Origin of the sequence: Nonomuraea muscovyensis (assembly GCF_014207745.1) — a bacterium.
Classification (GTDB): Bacteria; Actinomycetota; Actinomycetes; order Streptosporangiales; family Streptosporangiaceae; genus Nonomuraea; species Nonomuraea muscovyensis.
The window spans coordinates 1,400,413-1,418,632 of sequence record NZ_JACHJB010000001.1 but is presented as its reverse complement, the minus strand read 5'-3'; the positions used below and the strand labels follow the sequence as shown (position 1 = coordinate 1,418,632).

Here is an 18,220-nt window from a genome sequence, read left to right as displayed (position 1 = left end):
AGGTGAGCAGCGTGGACGACGTTCTGGCCGGCCTGGATCCGGAGCAGCGCGAGGTGGCCGAGGCCGTGCGCGGTCCGGTGTGCGTTCTCGCTGGTGCGGGCACCGGCAAGACGCGGGCCATCACGCACCGCATCGCGTACGCGGTGCGCAGCGGGGTCGTCGACGCCTCCAGCGTGCTCGCCGTGACATTCACCACACGGGCGGCGGGGGAGCTCAGGCAGCGGCTGCGCGCGCTGGGCGCGCCGGGGGTGCAGGCGCGCACGTTCCACGCGGCGGCGCTGCGCCAGCTCACCTACTTCTGGCCGCGCGTGATCGGCGGCGAGGCGCCGTCGGTGATCGAGTCGAAGCTGCCGGTCCTCGCCGAGGCCTGCAGGCAGCTCCGCAGGAGCTCCGACAGGTCGGAGCTGCGCGACCTCGCGGCCGAGGTCGAGTGGGCCAAGGTCACGCAGGTCGGACCCGAGGACTACGCCGCCGCCGCGGCCAAGCACAACCGCACCTCTCCGGTGCCCGCCGAGGAGGTGGCCCGGCTCTACGAGGCGTACGAGCGGATCAGGCGCGAGCGGCACCTCGTCGACTTCGAGACCATCCTGGAGCTGACCGCCGCGGTGATGACCGAGCACCGGGAGGTCGCCGCGCAGATCCGCCAGCAGTACCGCTACTTCGTCGTCGACGAGTACCAAGACGTCAACCCGCTGCAGAAGCTGCTGCTCGACACCTGGCTCGGCGGGCGCGACGACGTGTGCGTGGTCGGCGACCCCAACCAGACGATCTACTCCTTCACCGGCGCCACGCCCCGCTACCTGACGGGGTTCGCCGTCGAGCACCCCGACGCCAGGGTGATCAAGCTGGTGCGCGACTACCGCTCCACCCCCCAGGTGGTCGACCTGGCCAACCTCGTCATCGCCAAGGGCCGCTCGCCGCACCGCCTGGAGCTGGTGGCGCAGCGCCCCGACGGCCCTCGGCCGGTCTTCCACGAGTACGACGACGAGCCGGCCGAGGCCGCCGGGGTCGCCCGCGCCATCAGGAAGCTGCTCGACCAGCAGGTGCCCTCCCGCGAGATCGCCGTGCTGTTCCGCACCAACGCCCAGTCCGAGGCGTACGAAGAGGCCCTGTCCAAGGCCGAGATCCCCTACGTGCTGCGCGGCGCCGAGCGCTTCTTCGACCGGCCGGAGGTGCGCCACGCGGTCGTCCTGCTGCGCGGAGCGGCCCGCTCCGCCGCCGGCGAGCCGCTGGCCTCGGAGGTGCACCACATCCTCGCCGGGATCGGCCTGACGCCCACGCCGCCCGGCGGCGGCAAGGCGCGCGAGAAGTGGGAGTCGCTGAAGGCCCTGGCCGACCTGGCCGAGGACATGGCGGCCGAGGGCGCCGACCTGCCGGTGTTCGTGACGGAGCTCGAACGCCGGGCCGCGGAGCAGCACGCCCCGCCCGTCGAGGGCGTCACGCTGGCCTCGCTGCACGCCGCCAAGGGCCTGGAGTGGGACGCCGTCTTCCTCGTCGGCCTGACCGACGGCATGATCCCGATCATCTTCGCCGAGACCGCCGAGCAGATCGAGGAGGAACGCCGCCTCCTCTACGTCGGCATCACCCGGGCCCGCCACCACCTGGCGCTGTCGTGGGCCCTGTCCCGCGCTCCCGGCGGTCGCCGCAGCCGCCGCCCGTCCCGTTTCCTCGACGGTCTCACCGGCCGTGTCCCGGCGGCGGCCCGCACGGTCTCGGCGTCGCGCGAGCGCCGCCAGGTGGCCGCGCCGGTGAGCTGCCGGGTGTGCGCCAAGACGCTGGTGATGGCGGCCGAGCAGAAGCTCGGCAGGTGCGCCACCTGTCCGGCCGACTACGACGAGGCCCTGCTGGAGAGCCTGAAGGCGTGGCGCACGGCCACCGCCAAGGAGGCCAAGATCCCGCCGTACGTGGTCTTCACGGACGTGACGCTGCAGGCCATCGCCGAACGCGTGCCGAGGAGCGAGCAGGAGCTGCTGTCGATCGCCGGGATCGGCCGCGTCAAGGTCGACCGCTACGGGGAGGCCGTCCTGTCCCTGTGCCGCTCGGCCGCCCCTTGACATCAGCCCGTGACAGCAGCCCGTGACATCCGCCCTCTGGCACCAGCCCCGTGACATCCGCCCTCTGGCACCAGCCCCGTGACACCAGCCCCGACGGCGTCCACCAGAATCCCATTTGGTAGGAGATAGGCGGCAAGTCGAGACTTGCCGTACGACGCCAGGCCATCGCAGGAGGGGACCCCGTGAACGAGTCGCTGAAGGAGTTGCTCGATCTGCTCGACCTCGAGCAGATCGAGCTCGACATCTTCCGGGGACGCAGCCCGGAGGAGCGCATCCAACGCGTCTTCGGGGGCCAGGTGGCCGCCCAGGCGCTCGTCGCGGCCGGTCGTACGGTGCCGGACGACAGGAGTGTGCACTCGCTGCACGCCTACTTCATCAGGCCCGGCGACCCGGCCATCCCCATCGTCTACAACGTGGAGCGGGTGCGCGACGGCCGGTCGTTCACCACGCGCCGGGTGGTCGCCATCCAGCACGGCAAGGCGATCTTCACGATGTCGGCGTCGTTCCACATCTCCGAGGAGGGGGTGGAGCACCAGGCGTCCGTGATGCCGGACGTGCCGGACCCCGAGACGCTGCCGACGTTCCAGGAGCGCATGCACGGGCTGGTGGGTGACGCGCCGGAGTTCCGCGACTGGCTGGCGAAGCCACGGCCGGTGGACGCCAGGTACGCCTCGCCGCTGACCTGGGAGGCGCACCGCGACCCGGAGCTGCGCAGCGCCCGAACCAACGTGTGGTTCCGCTACCACGCCGAGCTGCCCGACGACCCGTTGCTGCACGTGGTGCTGGCCGCCTACGCCTCCGACTTCACGCTGGTCGACACGGTCCTGCTCGCACACGGCATGGCCTGGGGCGCCTCCAACATCGTCGGGGCCTCGCTCGATCACGCCATGTGGTTCCACCGGCCGTTCAGGACAGATGACTGGCTCCTGTACGCACAGGAATCTCCCTGGGCGGGGGGTGCACGGGGGCTCGCCCGCGGTGAGATGTTCACTGCGTCGGGTGACCTTGTCGTCTCCGTCGTGCAGGAGGCCATGATTCGTGTCACGAAGCCGTGAAATCGCAGGTAGAAAATAGGTTGCCGGTTTCTGCGTTCCCGGTTTAGGGTCATGGTCAAGCGAGTCGGACGGTCCTGTTCGACGATCCCCAAGTGGAGGTGAGCCCCAGTGATCAACATCGAGATGTCGGCCACGCAGTGGCCCACCTCCGCATGCCGTGACGCGGTGAGGCTCGTTGATGCGCTCGCCAAGCTGCGGCAGGAGAAGTCTGCCCGTATCCAGGCCGCCACCCCCGACTACGCCCACTTCGGTGCCGGCGTCGTGGGCGTGCCGGCTCCGAGCACGGGCGCAGCAGCGCCGACCCAGCAGATCACCAAGGGTGGAATGCGCGGTCCGCAACCCTGGAGGGATGCTCCGGTCATAACCTGACCGGCACAAGAGCAGCCCCCAGGCCGCGGATCCGCACACAGGATCCGCGGCCTTTTTGTTTGTCCGTGATCCCCGACCACCTCCGAGGTGCACGACCAAGATCAAAGATCGATCAAAAGGAGAAACAGATGGGGGCCAAGACGATCATGGACCTGATCGACGAAGCCAAGATCCCCTGTCGTACCGACCCTGACCTGTGGTTCGCCGAGTCCCCGGACGACGTCGAGTTCGCCAAGGCACTGTGCGGTGACTGCCCGATCCAGAAGGCCTGCCTGGCCCGCGCGCTGGAGCGCGAGGAGCCGTGGGGCGTCTGGGGCGGGGAGCTGATCCTGCGGGGCACCATCGTCCCCCGCAAGAGGCCCCGCGGCCGTCCCCGCAAGCACCCGGTCGCCGCCTGAACCGAACCGCACCAACGCACCGACACCAGAAAGCAGACAGCCAGATGAGCACCATCTCCACCAGGAGCCTTGAAATGCCGTATCTGTACCATGACCTGGTCAATGACCGAATACAAACGCTCCACCGCGAGGCCGAGGAGCAACGCCTGGTATCCCGCATCCGACGTGTGCAGCGGGCACGGCGCAAGGCACAGCAGGCGAACGACCGCCTCAGCCGGATCCTCCGCGAGGCGTTCTGACGGGGGAGGTCCTGCCGCCGGCGCAGGATCTCCCCCCGAACCCCGTTGATCGACGGCCGAGGGCCGGGCGCGACCATCGCGCCCGGCCCTCGGCCGCTTCTGTCGGTACGGGCTGCCAGCATGGCGGCGTGATCCACGACCCCCTCAAGCCGTTCCGCCGGCTCGTTCACGACGACTGCTGCTGGAGCCCGATCGTGTGCGTGTCCTTCCTCCGCGGGGTCGGTCCGGCCGAGGTCGTCCGCCGTTTCGGTGGCACGTCGCCGGGTCGCCGCGAGGAGTTCGAGGTGTTCGACGATCTCGTGTACGACTTCGTCCAGGCGACCGACGGCGGGGAGGGCTCAGGTCACGTCGGCGTCATCGAGGCCGGCGGATCGAGCGTCGCGATCGAGCCGCACGGCTGGAGCGCCGCGCTGCGGGAGGTGGCGACCCGGCTGTCCCGCGACGGTGCCGAGCTCGTGGTGGTCTCGCGTCACGACTACGCCGAGCACACCTTCCTGCACGCGCGCGACGGCGCGGTGCTGATCGAGTTCATCCCGCACTCGCCCGACCGCCGGCACGGCTGCGCCCCCGACGCGCTCAACGACCTCATGCGCGAGGTGGGCCTCGACCCCGACTACGAGGCCGACGACGACACGTGGCCGGATCTCATGGCGGGCGGCGTCACCCGGGCGTTCGCCCTCGCCGCGAAGATCACGGGTGTCGTCCTGGAGCCGGAGCACCTGGCCGGCCCCCTGTACGTGGGTGCCATCAACGACCTGGTCTGACCCCCCTCTAAGCTGTGGACACTCCGTTCCCGTCGAAAGGGCGCCCGTGACGCCGTACCCCACCCAACGCCTGGCCTTCCGCGAGATGACCGTCGACGACCTCGACGACATGGCCGCCCTGCTGGGCGACCCCGTGGTCATGCGCCACTACCCCCGCACGATGACCCGCGACGAGGCACTGCGCTGGATCGAGCGCAGCCGGAGCTCCTACCGCGAGCACGGCTACGGGCTCTGGCTGATCGTCAGCCGCGACACGGGGGAGTTCGTCGGCAACTGCGGGCTGACCAGGCAGACCGTGGAAGGCGAGGTCTTCACCGAGATCGGCTACCTCGTCCGGGCGGATCTGCAGGGCCGCGGATACGCGACCGAGGCGGCCCTGGCCTGCCGCGACCACGCCAAGGAGGTGCTCGGTGTCGAGCACCTGATCGCGATCATCAACCCGGACAACACACCGTCCCAGCGGGTCGCGGAGAAGCTCGGCCTCACGCTGGAGCGCATGGCCGAGTACAACGGCATCCAGCAGCGGATCTACTCCATCAGCCTCTGACCGTCGGCCTCCGGCCCGCAGCCTGTGACCTGACCGGTCGCCGGCCGCCGGTCAGAAGTACCTCGGGGCGAGGTCGGTCGTCGGCCACGTCGTCACGGTGCCGATCGCCCGGCCGAGGATGGGGTCGATCGCGTCGTAGTCGGGCGTCCCCTCCTCCTCCCGCCGGTTGAAGATCGCGCAGTAGCTCACGCCGTTCTGCACCCGCGCGAGGAAGCTGAACGTGCCCGGCATCGAGCCGTTGTGCCAGGTGTTCAGCCCGCCGGCGTTGTTGTTGCGCACGTTCCAGCCGAGGCCGTACCAGGAGCCGTTGGCGTTCACGCCCGTCTCCGGCTTGGCGAACACCCGGCCGATGGACGTGGCGTTGAGCACCGTACCGGCCTTGTCGAAGACGAACCCCCACTTGACCATGTCGACGGCCGAGGCGAGCCAGCCGCCGTTCGCGTCCTGGTTGGGCATGTTGAACCCGCCGTAGGGGTACGGCACGACCGTGCCCGAGTCGTCCACGACGCTCTTGTTGGTGTACTTCGAGGTGTACGACACCTCGGTGGAGAACGCCTCGGTGCGCAGGCTGCGGCCGAGCCGCATCCGGGTGATGCCGACGGGGGCGAGGAGCTTCTGCCTGACGTACGACTCGTAGCTCATGCCCGAGACCTTCTCGATGATCCGGCCGAGCAGCATGTAGCCGTAGTTGCTGTAGACGTACTTCGAGCCGGGGTCGAAGTCGAGCTTCCTGGCGGTGACGTACTTCATGATGTCGGCGTGGTCGATCGGCAGCGGCACGCCGAGCGACGCCGCGATCGTGTGGTCGTTCCAGAGCGGGTCCTTCGAGACGTTCCGGTCCCAGCCCGCGGTGTGCTGGAGCAGCCGCCACACGGTGACGTTCGCCAGCCGCGGGTCCGCCGCCGCCGACAGCCCCAGCAAGGTGGTCACCTTGGCGCCGAGGCTCAGCTTGCCGTCCTGGGCGAGCCGGGCGATCGCGGCTCCGGTGACGTTCTTGCTGAGGCTCGCGATCCGGAACAGCGACGTCGGTTGCACCCGTGTGACGAGGCCGGAGCGGGAGTAGACCCCGTAGCCGCGGGCCAGCAGGATCTTGCCGTTCTTGGCGACCGCGAGCTGGGCGCTGGAGATGTCGCGTTCGGTGATGAACGTCTTCATCGCCTGGTCGAACCCGGCCATCGCGCTGGGCACCACACCCGTCGTCAGCAGCGCGGTGGATCCGGCCTGCGCGGGCCGGGCACCGAGCGCCAGTGCCGGCACGGCGGCCGCACCCGCCTGGAGAAGCCGTCGCCTGCTCAGCATCATGGTCACATTTCCCCCAATAGTCACAAACGTATCTGCAGTGGTCTTTACTACCACACCAGGTACGCGTGTGATCGCTGGTCAGGGAAGGATGTGTCAGGATCGACGCCGTCCGTCACGCTCCAGCGACGGCGGGCATCCGGCCGATCCGCGCCACCTGCACACCTGCGCCGGCCGTCTGGCGACGGCTCAGCGGAACCTCGCCCGGACCAGGCGCGGGTCCCACCGCCGCCGTAAGGCCGTCGCCCCTGTCGCGGCGCTGCACGCCAAGGCGCGGCCCTGTCGTACAAGGGCTGAAAGCGCCGGTTGAGAGCTGATCGTAGTGAACCCCGCCAACACCTCCCGCACGTGCCCGAATGCGGGCATTGTGCGAAGGAGAACCGCGCCGGCCAGGCCGAGTTCCGATGTACGGCATGCGGCCCATATGGACACTCCGACGTCAACGCGGCGGTCAACATCTTGAGGGCAGGGCTTGCCCTTCGCGACGCCGCGTGAGCGGTTCAGTGAGAAGCCGCTCCCTTCACGGGCGGCTCTCCCTGCACGTGGCACGGTCGAACAGGGCGGCCAACTCGCGCGCATAGGTGTCGAAGTCGACGTCGTCATAGGACGCCATCAGGATGAGCACGCCGTCGACCGCCTGCTTGACGGCCACGGCCAGCACCCGGGTGGAGAACTCGCCGAACTCTCCGGTGGCCTGGCCGAGCCGCAGGATCTGCTCGACATCGCTCATCTCGGCCTCGTTGTCCCGCATGCCCAGCCGCTGACGGCCGTCCTCGGTGCGGAAGTTCGTCCAGATGTCCAGCAGGGCGAGCATGTGCTGCCGGTGGGTGCGGTAGAACTCCACGCTCGCCTCGATGTAGGCGCGCAACATTCCCGCGGCCGTGGTCTGCGCCTCGATCCGAGGGCGAACGAAGGCGTCTCCCAGGGCGAAGGCATCCTGGACGATCTGCTGGACGAGCTCGTCCTTGCTGTCGAAGTGGTAGGAGATGATGCCCTTGCTGATCCCGGCGCGCTTGGCGATCCGGGCCAGGGACGCCTGGGCGTAGCCCGCTTCGGCGATCACGTCGATCGCGCACTGGACGATCTGGGCCCGGCGCGCCGTCTCGATGAACGAGCGTTCCTGGCCGTCCGCCTTATTTTTTGGCCGCATGGCCAAAGATAGCACGGTCGGTCAGTCTCGGTGAGGTGATGATCTGACGGCGCCGTCGCGCGTGGCCGGAGAGGCGATTCGCTCGACGATCGGGCACGAAGGCCAGACATGCGAAACGCCCTCCAGGAGGATCCTGGAGGGCGTTTCCTTTTGTAGCGGGGGCAGGATTTGAACCTACGACCTCTGGGTTATGAGCCCAGCGAGCTACCGAACTGCTCCACCCCGCGTCGGTGTGTGTCTGAAGACTATCAGTGAATCCGAGGTGCGAAGCACATCTCGATGCGAAAGAGCCGGCCGTTTGGGGCGTGACATGAAACAAAGGCCCGGAGGATATCCTCCGGGCCTTTGATCTGGTAGCGGGGGCAGGATTTGAACCTGCGACCTCTGGGTTATGAGCCCAGCGAGCTACCGAACTGCTCCACCCCGCGTCGGTGTGTGTCTTAACAGTATCGGCGAGGCGAGGCGGTGGCAAATTGACGCGGCTACGTACCCCCGCCGGATGTCGATGTGGGCGACGGTGACGGCGACCCGCTGGACGGGGCCGTCGTCGTGGGCGAGGGTGACGGTGACGGGCTGGTGGTGGTCGTGGGCGCCGGCTGTGCGCCGAGACCCTGCAGTGCCCTCAGGGCGTCGTCCAGGCGCTTCTGGGCCTTGCCGTACTCCTCCCAGTTGGGCGGGTTGGCCTTGAGGGCGTTCTGGGCGTCCTCGTAGGCCTTCTGGGCGTTGCCGATGGCCTGGCTCAGCGCGGTGGTCTGCTGGTTGGGCTGCGCCTGCTGGTTGGGCTGGGTCTGGGTGGTCTGCTGCTGGTTCTCGAAGACCTGCGCCAGGGCGTCCTCGAGCTTGTCGCCCGAGCCCACCTTGTTGCCGAACGCCACCAGGACCCGCCTGAGGATCGGATAGGGCTCCTGGCCGGTGCCGGCCCTGGTCTGGACGTAGACGGGCTCGATGTAGATGAGGCCGCCCGCGTAGGGCAGGGTCAGCAGGTTTCCGTAGCGGACGTTGGCCTGGCCGAGGCCCAGCGGGCCGAGCTCGCCGGAGAACTTGTTCTGGAAGTTGTTCTGCGCCTGGCCGGGGCCCGGGATGGCGGTGTTGGACGGCATGCGCAGGATGCGCAGCTTGCCGTAGTCGTCACCCACCGTCGAGCCGGCCGACATGAACGCCGCCAGGTTGGGCCCCTCCCTCGGCACGAACGTCGTCGTCAGCGAGAACGACGACTTGGCGTTGCCCACCGGCATCGTGGCGGTCAGGTAGTACGGCGGCTGCTTGACCTGCTGGTTGCCCTGCGACGGGTCGCTGGGGACGTTCCAGAAGTCCTGGCCGCTGTAGAAGGCCGCCGCGTTGGTGATGTGGTAGCGCGACAGCGTGTGACGCTGCACCTTGAACAGGTCCTCGGGGTAGCGCACGTGGGCCTGCAGCTCGGGGCCCATCTCCGAGGCCGGCCGGATCGTGCCCGGCAGGGCCCGGCTCCACGTCTTGAGCACCGGGTCGGTGTCGTCCCAGGCGTAGAGCGTCACCGTGCCGTCGTAGGCGTCGACCGTGGCCTTCACCGAGTTGCGGATGTAGTTGATCTTGTCGCGGGGCTGCTGGGCGACCACGCGGCGGTCGGTGGCGAGGTCGCGGGTCATGTCGCCCAGGCTCTCGCTCTGCGCGTACGGGTACTCGTTGGAGGTGGTGTAGCCGTCGACGATCCAGGTGATGCGCCCGTTGATGATCGCCGGGTACGGGTTGCCGTCGAGGGTGAGGAACGGGGCGACCTTCTCGATCCGGGCACGCGGGTTGCGCTCGTAAAGGATCTTGGAGTTGTCGTTGATGTCGCCGGACAGCAGGATGTTCTTCTCGCCGTACTTGGCCGCGTAGACCAGCCGGTTGACGAACGAGCCGACCGGCACGCCGCCCTTGCCGGTGTAGGTGGTGTTCTTCTGCCCCGTGCCGCCCGTCTCGGGGTAGTCGAGCTCCTGCGGGTTCTTCGGGTTGCCGCCGGCGATGACGTACTCGTTGCCCGCCGGGCTCTCACCGAAGTAGACGCGCGACTCCGTGAGCTTGGTCGAGGTGGCCAGCGAGCCGGTGACCGGCATGTCCTTGGCGTCGTAGTCGGGCAGGCCGCCCGAGTCGACCTTGTTGCCGGGCGCGGCCACGAAGCCGTAGCCGTGGGTGTAGACCAGCGCCCGGTTGATCCAGTTGTCCTGGCCCTGCGGCGGCCCGGTCAGCTCGCGGACGCCCACCACGTGGTCGACCAGCTTGCCGCCGCCGTCGTCGTAGCGGTCGACGTCGAGCTGCTCGGAGAAGCCGTAGAAGCCCCGGATGCGCTGCGTCTGCTCGAACGTCGACGACACCAGCGCCGGGTCGAGCAGCCGGACGCCGGTCACGGAGGCGTCGCCGTCGGTCTTGACCTTGGTCGGATCGGCCTCGGCCTTGTACTCGACGATCTCGGCGCCGTCGACGCCGTACGCCTCGCGCGTGGCCTTGATGTTGCGGTCGATGTAGGCCGCTTCCTTGAGCTGCTGGTTGGGCTTGACCTGGAACTGCTCGACCAGCGCCGGATAGACGCCGCCGATCAGCACGGCCGACAGCACCAGCAGGCCGAACGACACGCCGGGCAACATGCCGCCCGGCCGCACGACGCCGGCGAAGAACAGCACGGCGCAGATCAGCGCGATGATCGCCAGGATGCTCTTGGCCGGCAGCACGGCGTTGACGTCGGTGTAGGACGCCCCGTTGACGAAGCCGCGGTCGGAGAAGACCAGTCCGAAGCGGTCGACGTAGTAGGCGACGGCCTTCAGCAGCACGAACACCCCGAGCAGCACCGACAGGTGCGCCCGCGCGGCCCGCGAGGCGTGCACGCCGGGCGACTGCAACCGGAACCCGCCGTACAGGTAGTGCGTGATCGCCGCCAGCACGATCGAGATGATCACAGCGGTGAACAGGAAGTTCAGCACCATCCGGATGAACGGATAGTCGAACATGAAGAACGAGATGTCCATGCCGAACTCGGCGTCCGTCTTGCCGAACGGCTGGCCGTTGACGAACTGCAGCCAGGTCTTCCACTGCCCGGCGAACGACGAGCCCGCGAACAGCGCGAGCATGCCCATGCCGACAATGAAGATCAGCTTGCGGTGCGGGTCCAGCGCCATCCGGTAGCGGTCGGCGCCGCTGCCCCCGCCGAACATGGCGGGCCCGAACATCGGCCGCATGCGGAAGGCCAGCAGCATGTTGCCGCCCGCGATGCCGGCCATCAACGCCGCTCCGACGAGGAACAGCACGATCTGGGTCATCAGCATCGTGGAGAAGACCGAGGTGTAGTCGACCGAGTCGAACCACAGATAGTCGGTGTAGATGCCGGAGAAAAGGAAGAACAACGCCACGATCGCCACAACCGCGATCGCGACAGGCAGAAGCAATCTCGGCCGGCGAGGCATCCGCATCGCCCTGCCGGCTCCTGGGGTCCGGAAGCTCAAGGCCAACCCCTCGTCGTGATGAACAAACGGTCCGTGTCTGGCAACCTACACCGCTGTGCCAGCCCTAGGACTAACGTACGACGGCCGGTGGGGGTTCCGGTCGCCTGCTCAGCCCGAACAGGACGGCACGCCGCCCTTGCCGGTGCGCAGCGCGTCGAGCGCGACCACCGTGTCGTGCAGGGTCTCGGCCTTGACCAGCCGCAACCCCTTCGGCGCCGATTTGACCGCCTCGGCGCAGTTGTCGGCCGGCGTCAGGAACACGGTGGCCCCGGCCTGGCGCGCGCCGACCATCTTCTGGGCGATGCCGCCGATCGGGCCGACCGCGCCGGACGGGTCGATGGTGCCGGTGCCGGCGATCTTCTTGCCGCCGGTCAGCTCGCCGGGGGTGAGCTTGTCGAGGATGCCGAGCGAGAAGATCAACCCCGCGCTCGGCCCGCCCACGTCGCCGACGTTGATGTCGACCTCGAAGGGGAACTTGTAGGACGCCTGCATGGCCATGCCCACGACCGACTTGCCGTCCGCCCCCGCCACCGTCGGGACGGCCACCTTCAACTGTTCCTTGCCCCGCGTCACGGTGAAGGTGAGGCTCGTGCCCGGCCTGACCGCCTTGACGGCCGCCGCGATGCTCTCGACGTCGTCGGCCGGCCTGCCGTCGACCGCGGTGACCTCGTCGCCCTTCAGCAGCTTGCCGTGGGCGGGCCTGCCCGCGTCGGTGGACACCACCGACACCGCCGTCCGATAGGGGATCTTGAGCTCGGTCAGCGCGGCGGCGGTCGCGAAGTCCTGGGAGTTGGTCATCTCGACCGTGTTCTCCTCCTCGACCTCCTTCTGCGACCGGGTGTCGGGGAAGATCGTCTCCTCGGGCACCACCGCCACGTCGGGGTCGACCCAGCCGCGCAGCGCGGTCAGCAGGTCGATCCGGCTGCTCGGCCCGCCCTGGTAGGCGACCGTCACCAGGCTCAGCGCGCCGTTCGTCGGATAGGTCTGCCGGCCGGTGATGGTGATCACGGGTTTCTTCTCGACCAGGCCCAGCGTGTTCTCCGTCGGGCCGGGACTGAGCACGACGTAGGGCACCTTCATGAGCGCGCCGACGATGCCGAGCGAGAGCACGAGAAAACTCGCAACCAGCAGGGTCAGGGCGCGTCGTGACATGGAAACGAGCTTAAGCGCAGGCGCCGACCCACTCGGACGAGCCGTCCGCGAACACCTGGTGCTTCCAGATGGGCACCTCGGCCTTGAGATCGTCGATCAGCGTGCGGGACGCCCGGAACGCCTCGTCGCGGTGCGGACAGGCCACCGCGACGATCACCGCGATGTCGCCCAGCTCCAGGTCGCCGACCCGGTGCACGGCCGCCAGCGCGGTCACCGGGAAGTCGGCCGCGACCTTCTCGGCCACCCGGCGCAGCTCGCCGGTCGCCGAGGGGTGGGCGGAGTAGGAGAGCCTGGTCACGGGCTTGCCGTGATCCTGCTCGCGCACGGTGCCGACGAAGATCGTCGTACCGCCCGCGGCGTGATCGCCGACGGCGGAGAGCACCTCGTCCACGGACAGCGGGGTGTCACGTATGCCGAGCAACCGGATGACGTCCACGACAAGAGCCTACCGATTCGCGGTCACTGGCGGCGCTTCCGGCGTACCTGGCGCACGATCGCGGCCGTGCCGATGACGGCGACGGTCGCGCCCGCGGCCGTCAGCGTGGCCTCCTTGACCGGCAGGCGCCTGCCGACCACGGTCGTCGCCTTCTCCCGGAGCTCCAGGAGCTGCTCGAACGCCGCCTCGTTGGTCCAGGACGGCTTCCACCCCGCCTCGCGCAGGCTCGTGCAGTCGACCACCCACGGGTAGACGACGTAGTGCAGGTCGGTCGCCGGAGCCGGCGTGATGCCCAGCCGATGCAGGCGCTGCGCCGTGCCGAACGTCAGCCCGGCGGGCAGCTCGAAGCGTCGCAGACCGGACATCTCCTCGACCTGCTCCTGCTCCAGCCAGCCGTCGGAGCCCACCGCGACCACGCCGTCGACCACCCCCCGCGCGGCCAGCTCCAGCGCCGACAGCAGGTCGTCCACGTGGCAGAACTGCCAGCGCGGCGAACACCCCTTGACCGTCAGCAGCCTCGGCGACTCGAAATGGCGGGTGATCACCGTGTCGACGCCCGGCCCCACGACCGCCGCCGGGCGCAGCACGGTCACCTCCAGCCCGGGATGGCTGCGCAGCGACCGGCGCGCCAGCGCCTCGATCTCCAGGTGGTCGCCCACCACGCCGGTGTCCGGCTCGGCCGCCACCGGGGCGCCCTCGGCCAGCGGCACCTCGTTCTCCGGCGCGGCGCCGTACACCATCGCGCTCGTGACCAGCACCACCCGCCGCACCCGCGCGGCGGCGCTGGCGGTCAGGACGGTCTGCGCGGCTCTCAGGTTGTACGCCCGGCGCTCGCGCGGGTCGGAGTCGACCGCGTAGTCACCCGCCAGATGGACCAGGACGTCGATGTCGGAGATCCGGTTCGCCAAGAGCGGATCGCGGACGTCGATCACCCTCCACGTGGCTTCCTGGACGTCGCCGCGCTCCTCGTCAATGGCCACCACCCTGCGGAAATCCGCGGAGGATACGAGCCTTGCGAGCAACTCGCGGCCCAGGCCCGAGGCCGCGCCCGTGACGGCGACAACAGGTTGGCGCGGGCGTTTCGAGGTAGGCACCAGGTCCTCACTTTGCACTGATCCGCCGTGAGACGGCTAACGTGGCGGATGTGGACTCCTCCATCCTGCACGAGGTAGCGCGGTGACTGACCTGCCAGGTCGCGAAAACGACCCCAACGAAAACCCGTTCGCCATGTTCGGCAACCCCGAGCAGATGGCTCAGGCGATGCGCCAGTTCGCCGACATGCTGTCGGCGCCGCAGGGTTCGGGCCCTGTCAACTGGGACATGGCCAAGAACATCGCCCGGCACGCCGTCGTCGCCGAGGGTGACCCCAGCGTCATGGAGGGTGAGCGCCGCCAGATCGTCGAGGCGCTGCGCCTCGCCGACCTGTGGCTCAACGAGGCCACCGCGCTGCCCAGCGGCATCACGACGCCGCAGGCCTGGAGCCGGTCCGAATGGATCGAGAACACGGTCCCCGTGTGGCGCAAGCTGTGCGAGCCGATCGCCGAGCGCATGGTCGACACCATGGGCGGCGCGCTCGGCGGAGCGGGCCTGCCTCCCGAGGCGCAGCAGATGGCCGGGCCGCTCATGGGCATGCTCAAGCAGATGGGCGGCATGATGGTCGGCCAGCAGATCGGCCAGGCGCTCAGCTCGCTCGCCCGCGAGGTGATCGGCACCACCGACATCGGCCTGCCGCTGTCCGACACGGCCGCGCTGCTGCCCGGCGGCATCGCCTCGTTCAGCCAGGGGCTGGAGCTGCCCGCCGACGAGATCCGCCTCTACCTGGCGCTGCGCGAGGCCGCCCACCACCGGCTGTTCCAGCACGTGCCGTGGCTGCGCTCCCACCTGCTCGGCGCCGTCGAGGAGTACGCCCGCGGCATCACGGTCGACACCTCCGCCCTGGAGGAGCAGATCCGCGGGCTCGACATCAACAATCCCCAGGCCATCCAGGAGGCGCTCAGCGGCGGAGCCCTGCTCAAGCCCGAGGAGACCGAGCGGCAGAAGGCCGCTCTGGCCCGCCTGGAGACGATGCTCGCCCTGGTCGAGGGCTGGGTGGCCACCGTGGTCGATCAGGCGGCCGAGGGCAAGCTGCCCTCCGCGGGCGCCCTGGCCGAGACCGTACGCCGCCGCCGGGCGACGGGCGGTCCCGCCGAGCTGACCTTCGGCACGCTGGTCGGCCTGGAGCTGCGGCCCCGCAGGCTGCGCGAGGCGGCGAAGCTCTGGCAGAGCGTCAAGGACGCGCGCGGCGTCGACGGGCGCGACGCGCTGTGGGCGCATCCCGACCTCATGCCGACGGCCGGCGACCTCGACGACCCCGACGCTTTCGTCCGCGGTGACACGACGTGGGACATCTCACAGCTCGACGCCAAGCCGGACACGGACGACGCCCCCTCGCAGGACGACGAAGGCGACAAGAGTTGAGCCTGCACCGCGACGCGGTGGCCGTACTGTCCGGCTGGACTGCGCCCACCGCGGAGGAGGAGCTGCTGCGCGCCGGGTTCCTCGACCACCTGCGCGCCCACGACGACGCGATGCTGCGCGAGTGCGTGCCCGGCCACCTGACGGCGACCACGGCCGTGCTGTCGCACGACGGCGAGCGGGTGCTGCTCACGCTGCACCCCAAGGCGGGCATGTGGCTGCCGATGGGCGGGCACTGCGAGCCCTCCGACGCCACGCTCGCCGCCGTCGCGCTGCGCGAGGCCACCGAGGAGTCCGGGATACCCGGCCTGGAGTTGCTGCCCGGGCCGCTGGCGCTCGACCGCCACCAGGTCTGGTGCCATCCGCCGCACAGCTGGCACCTCGACGTCGAGTACGCCGCCGTGGCGCCCGCCGCCGCCGAGGCGGTGATCAGCGACGAGTCGCTCGACCTGCGCTGGTTCCCCGTGGACGAGATCCCCGAGCTGTCCGACGAGGCCACCCGGCGCCTGGCGGCGCGGGGCCGGAGAGCACTTATGTCTGGGTCACGCGCCGCTGGCTAGAGTTCCGTCCCGTTCCACAGGGAGGCACGTGAACGTCTCGGCCGAGAGCCCCGTCGGCGGCACGATCGTGACCCCCGTCCGAAGCCGCACCAAGCGCGCCGGTGCGGCGCTGACCTGGATCGCCGTCACCCCGTTCGCGGCCTGGGCCGTGGCCAGGGTGGCAGGGCTCGAACGGGGCTCGATCCCCACCCAGCTCATGGCCGCCACACCGTACGCGGCGGCGGGCTCCCTGATCCCCCTGCTGATCGCCGCGGTCGGCCGCAGGCGGGCCGCGGCGGCGGTGGCGCTGCTCACCACCGCGGCGCTCGGCTTCAGCGTGCTGCCCCGGGCGTTCGGCACGGCCGACGCCGCCGACGGCAGGCCGCTCCGGGTGCTCACGATCAACCTGCTGTTCGGCAAGGCCGACGCGCACCAGGTCATGGCACTGGTGCGCCGCCTCGACCCCGACGTGCTGAGCGCCCAGGAGCTGACCTTCGGCACGGTCGACGAGCTCGACGCCCTGGGGCTGAAGTCCCTGATGCCGCACCGGGTCCTGGAGCCCGAGTCGAACGCCTCCGGCAGCGGCCTGTACTCCAAGCACCCGCTCCAGCCGCTGACCGAGGTCGTCGCGCGGGTGGGCCACAACATGCCGGCCGCCCGGGTGTCGCTGCCCGGCGGCACGCCGGTCGAGATCGTGGACGTGCACCCGTACCCGCCGATGGGGCCGGGCGTCGCCAAATGGCAGCAGGCACTGGACGCCCTGCCGCCGGCGTCGAGGGACACGGTGCGCATCCTGGCCGGCGACTTCAACGCCACGCTCGACCACTCGCCGCTGCGCCGGGCGCTGTCACGCGGCTACAAGGACGCGGCCGACCAGGTGGGCGCGGGGCTCATTCCGACCTGGCCCGCCAACCGGCGGGTGCCGCCGATCATCACGATCGACCACATCCTGGTGGACCAGCGGGTGGGCGTGCGTAACGTGACCGTGCACACCGTGCCCGGCACCGACCACCGAGCGGTGTTCGCCGAGCTGACGTGCCCTGACGTGCCCTGACGTGCCCTGACCGTGTCCTCGCCGTCCGCCTCGTCAGCCGAGCAGGGCGCGGGTGTTGTCCCATCCCTCCAGGCCGGGATCGAGCCGGCTCAGGTCCTCCCGGTCGCGCACGCGGTGCCAGCCGGGCACCGCCGCCACCATCCGCCTGCCCGGCGCCTGCGCGCGCAGCTCCGCCACGAGGTCGGACGCGTCGAGGTCGGGATCGGCCCAGGCGGGCATCGGCAGGCCGCAGGCCAGCGCCACGGCACCGCCCCGCTCGTCCGGGCACACGCTGATCTCGGCCCGGCCCAGCTCGCGGAACAGCTTTCCGACCAGCAGCGGCGGCAGGTCGGGGGCGTCACCGCTCACCACCACGGCCTGATCGCCCTTGAGCCGCTGGACGACGTTCTTCAGCGGCTCGTCCTCGTCGATGACGACGACCTCGGTGCCCGGCCAGACGATCTCGTCGAGACCGGCGACGCTGGTCACCAGGACGGGCGTGACGAGCTCAAGCCCGGCCACGACCTCGTAGGTGTCCTCGGCCACCGCCTCCAGCCACCTGCGCGGGTCCACGCCGTCGGGCGCGCCCGCCGCCATGCTCTGCCGTACGAGGACCGCGGCGACGCGCGTCAACACTCCTCCGGCGCGGTGTGGGCGGCAGCCGAGAACCCCTCGAGGAAACCGCGGGCCCGCTCGGCCTTCGGATACTGCTCCACGAGCGCCCAGAACTCCGGTCCGTGACTCGGCACCAGCAGGTGCGCCAGCTCGTGGATGATGACGTAGTTGATGACCCATTCGGGCAGGCCCTTGAGGCGGGTCGAGATCCGGATCGTGCCGTTGTCGGGCGTGCACGAACCCCATCGATGCTGCTGGTTGTCGACCCAGCGGACGCTCGCCGGGCGGGCCCTGTCGTTGAGGAACTTCGCTGACAGCTCTCTCGCGCGTTCGAGCAGGCCGTCGTCCGTCGGCCGCCGCCGGCTCTCCTTGGCGGCCAGCCGATCGAGCATCCGGCTCACCCATTCGTCGGCGTCCTCGCCGCTGAGCCATGCGGGCAGCAGCACGATCGTCTTGTCGCCGTCGCGGTAGGCGGAGACCGTACGCCGGCGACGAGAACTGCGACGGACCTCGACTGTCTCGGGGGGCACATATGCACGTTAGCCGACACTCGCGGATTTCCACAGAGGGAAGGGGCTTGTTTCTGCTGGTCAGATGATTAAGAGGCGGTGAATTTGGGAACGCGCCTTTCCCGATCAGCGGCCGGACCGTTGATCATGTG

Annotated in this window: 19 protein-coding genes and 2 tRNA genes; 11 read left to right on the top strand and 10 right to left on the bottom strand. The window is 69.7% G+C overall.

The window, feature by feature from the left end; genetic code table 11:
- Nucleotides 1–11 precede the first annotated feature (11 nt).
- From FHU36_RS06705 to FHU36_RS06675, 7 genes are all read left to right on the top strand, one after another.
- On the top strand, nucleotides 12–2,054 hold the full coding sequence (locus FHU36_RS06705) for an ATP-dependent DNA helicase UvrD2 (protein ID WP_312891628.1): 2,043 nt from the start codon (nucleotides 12–14) through the stop codon (nucleotides 2,052–2,054).
- Between the two features lie 182 nt (nucleotides 2,055–2,236).
- Nucleotides 2,237–3,109, top strand: coding sequence for an acyl-CoA thioesterase II (gene tesB, locus FHU36_RS06700; protein WP_185082900.1), 873 nt, complete (start codon nucleotides 2,237–2,239; stop codon nucleotides 3,107–3,109).
- 108 nt (nucleotides 3,110–3,217) lie between these two features.
- A complete protein-coding gene (locus tag FHU36_RS06695; protein WP_185082899.1) occupies nucleotides 3,218–3,478 on the top strand; it encodes a hypothetical protein in 261 nt (86 codons plus the stop codon).
- Between the two features lie 128 nt (nucleotides 3,479–3,606).
- On the top strand, nucleotides 3,607–3,876 hold the full coding sequence (locus FHU36_RS06690) for a WhiB family transcriptional regulator (RefSeq protein ID WP_185082898.1): 270 nt from the start codon (nucleotides 3,607–3,609) through the stop codon (nucleotides 3,874–3,876).
- A 44-nt stretch (nucleotides 3,877–3,920) separates the two neighbouring features.
- Complete coding sequence (locus FHU36_RS06685) at nucleotides 3,921–4,115, top strand: hypothetical protein (protein ID WP_185084868.1); 195 nt, start codon at nucleotides 3,921–3,923, stop codon at nucleotides 4,113–4,115.
- A gap of 128 nt (nucleotides 4,116–4,243) precedes the next feature.
- Nucleotides 4,244–4,879 carry a DUF6461 domain-containing protein gene (locus FHU36_RS06680; RefSeq protein WP_185082897.1) on the top strand — a complete coding sequence of 212 codons (636 nt, stop codon included), beginning with the start codon at nucleotides 4,244–4,246 and terminating at the stop codon, nucleotides 4,877–4,879.
- A gap of 46 nt (nucleotides 4,880–4,925) precedes the next feature.
- On the top strand, nucleotides 4,926–5,426 hold the full coding sequence (locus tag FHU36_RS06675) for a GNAT family N-acetyltransferase (RefSeq protein ID WP_185082896.1): 501 nt from the start codon (nucleotides 4,926–4,928) through the stop codon (nucleotides 5,424–5,426).
- A gap of 51 nt (nucleotides 5,427–5,477) precedes the next feature.
- Here FHU36_RS06675 and FHU36_RS06670 read toward each other — a convergent pair whose 3' ends face one another.
- Nucleotides 5,478–6,728 carry a serine hydrolase domain-containing protein gene (locus FHU36_RS06670; RefSeq protein WP_246502229.1) on the bottom strand — a complete coding sequence of 417 codons (1,251 nt, stop codon included), beginning with the start codon at nucleotides 6,726–6,728 and terminating at the stop codon, nucleotides 5,478–5,480.
- A 345-nt stretch (nucleotides 6,729–7,073) separates the two neighbouring features.
- Here FHU36_RS06670 and FHU36_RS44175 point away from each other — a divergent pair, with 345 nt between their 5' ends.
- Nucleotides 7,074–7,220, top strand: a complete 147-nt coding sequence (locus FHU36_RS44175; RefSeq protein ID WP_312891463.1) for a zinc ribbon domain-containing protein — start codon at nucleotides 7,074–7,076, stop codon at nucleotides 7,218–7,220.
- Nucleotides 7,221–7,245: 25 nt separating this feature from the next.
- Here FHU36_RS44175 and FHU36_RS06660 read toward each other — a convergent pair whose 3' ends face one another.
- The 7 genes from FHU36_RS06660 to FHU36_RS06630 all read right to left on the bottom strand — a co-directional run bounded on the left by FHU36_RS06660 (nucleotide 7,246) and on the right by FHU36_RS06630 (nucleotide 14,015).
- Complete coding sequence (locus FHU36_RS06660) at nucleotides 7,246–7,890, bottom strand: TetR/AcrR family transcriptional regulator (protein ID WP_312891462.1); 645 nt, start codon at nucleotides 7,888–7,890, stop codon at nucleotides 7,246–7,248.
- Between the two features lie 138 nt (nucleotides 7,891–8,028).
- Nucleotides 8,029–8,102 (bottom strand) — tRNA-Met (locus tag FHU36_RS06655).
- A gap of 124 nt (nucleotides 8,103–8,226) precedes the next feature.
- Nucleotides 8,227–8,303, bottom strand: a tRNA-Met gene (locus FHU36_RS06650).
- Between the two features lie 54 nt (nucleotides 8,304–8,357).
- Nucleotides 8,358–11,246 (bottom strand): UPF0182 family membrane protein, encoded by a 2,889-nt coding sequence (locus FHU36_RS06645; protein ID WP_446685840.1) that lies wholly within the window; start codon nucleotides 11,244–11,246, stop codon nucleotides 8,358–8,360.
- 192 nt (nucleotides 11,247–11,438) lie between these two features.
- Nucleotides 11,439–12,482 carry a YlbL family protein gene (locus FHU36_RS06640; protein ID WP_185082894.1) on the bottom strand — a complete coding sequence of 348 codons (1,044 nt, stop codon included), beginning with the start codon at nucleotides 12,480–12,482 and terminating at the stop codon, nucleotides 11,439–11,441.
- Nucleotides 12,483–12,492: 10 nt separating this feature from the next.
- Nucleotides 12,493–12,918: a molybdenum cofactor biosynthesis protein MoaE gene (locus FHU36_RS06635; protein WP_185082893.1), complete on the bottom strand. Its 426-nt coding sequence runs from the start codon at nucleotides 12,916–12,918 to the stop codon at nucleotides 12,493–12,495.
- Nucleotides 12,919–12,941: 23 nt separating this feature from the next.
- Entirely contained in the window at nucleotides 12,942–14,015 is a 1,074-nt protein-coding gene (locus FHU36_RS06630; protein ID WP_185084646.1) for an NAD-dependent epimerase/dehydratase family protein, read from the bottom strand.
- A gap of 79 nt (nucleotides 14,016–14,094) precedes the next feature.
- Here FHU36_RS06630 and FHU36_RS06625 point away from each other — a divergent pair, with 79 nt between their 5' ends.
- The 3 genes from FHU36_RS06625 to FHU36_RS06615 are packed head-to-tail and all read left to right on the top strand — an operon-like array spanning nucleotide 14,095 to nucleotide 16,965.
- Nucleotides 14,095–15,375, top strand: a complete 1,281-nt coding sequence (locus tag FHU36_RS06625; protein WP_185082892.1) for a zinc-dependent metalloprotease — start codon at nucleotides 14,095–14,097, stop codon at nucleotides 15,373–15,375.
- Nucleotides 15,372–15,932, top strand: coding sequence for an NUDIX hydrolase (locus FHU36_RS06620; RefSeq protein WP_185082891.1), 561 nt, complete (start codon nucleotides 15,372–15,374; stop codon nucleotides 15,930–15,932). Before FHU36_RS06625 ends, FHU36_RS06620 begins: the two co-directional genes overlap by 4 nt.
- Before the next feature lie 28 nt (nucleotides 15,933–15,960).
- The gene (locus tag FHU36_RS06615; RefSeq protein ID WP_312891461.1) at nucleotides 15,961–16,965 is read left to right on the top strand and encodes an endonuclease/exonuclease/phosphatase family protein; all 1,005 of its coding nucleotides are present in this window, start codon (nucleotides 15,961–15,963) and stop codon (nucleotides 16,963–16,965) included.
- Between the two features lie 33 nt (nucleotides 16,966–16,998).
- On the opposite strand, the gene FHU36_RS06610 is transcribed toward FHU36_RS06615, so the two are convergent.
- Nucleotides 16,999–17,577: a glycosyltransferase family protein gene (locus FHU36_RS06610; protein ID WP_185082890.1), complete on the bottom strand. Its 579-nt coding sequence runs from the start codon at nucleotides 17,575–17,577 to the stop codon at nucleotides 16,999–17,001.
- Complete coding sequence (locus tag FHU36_RS06605) at nucleotides 17,574–18,089, bottom strand: M48 metallopeptidase family protein (RefSeq protein WP_185082889.1); 516 nt, start codon at nucleotides 18,087–18,089, stop codon at nucleotides 17,574–17,576. Before FHU36_RS06605 ends, FHU36_RS06610 begins: the two co-directional genes overlap by 4 nt.
- Between the last annotated feature and the right edge of the window lie 131 nt (nucleotides 18,090–18,220).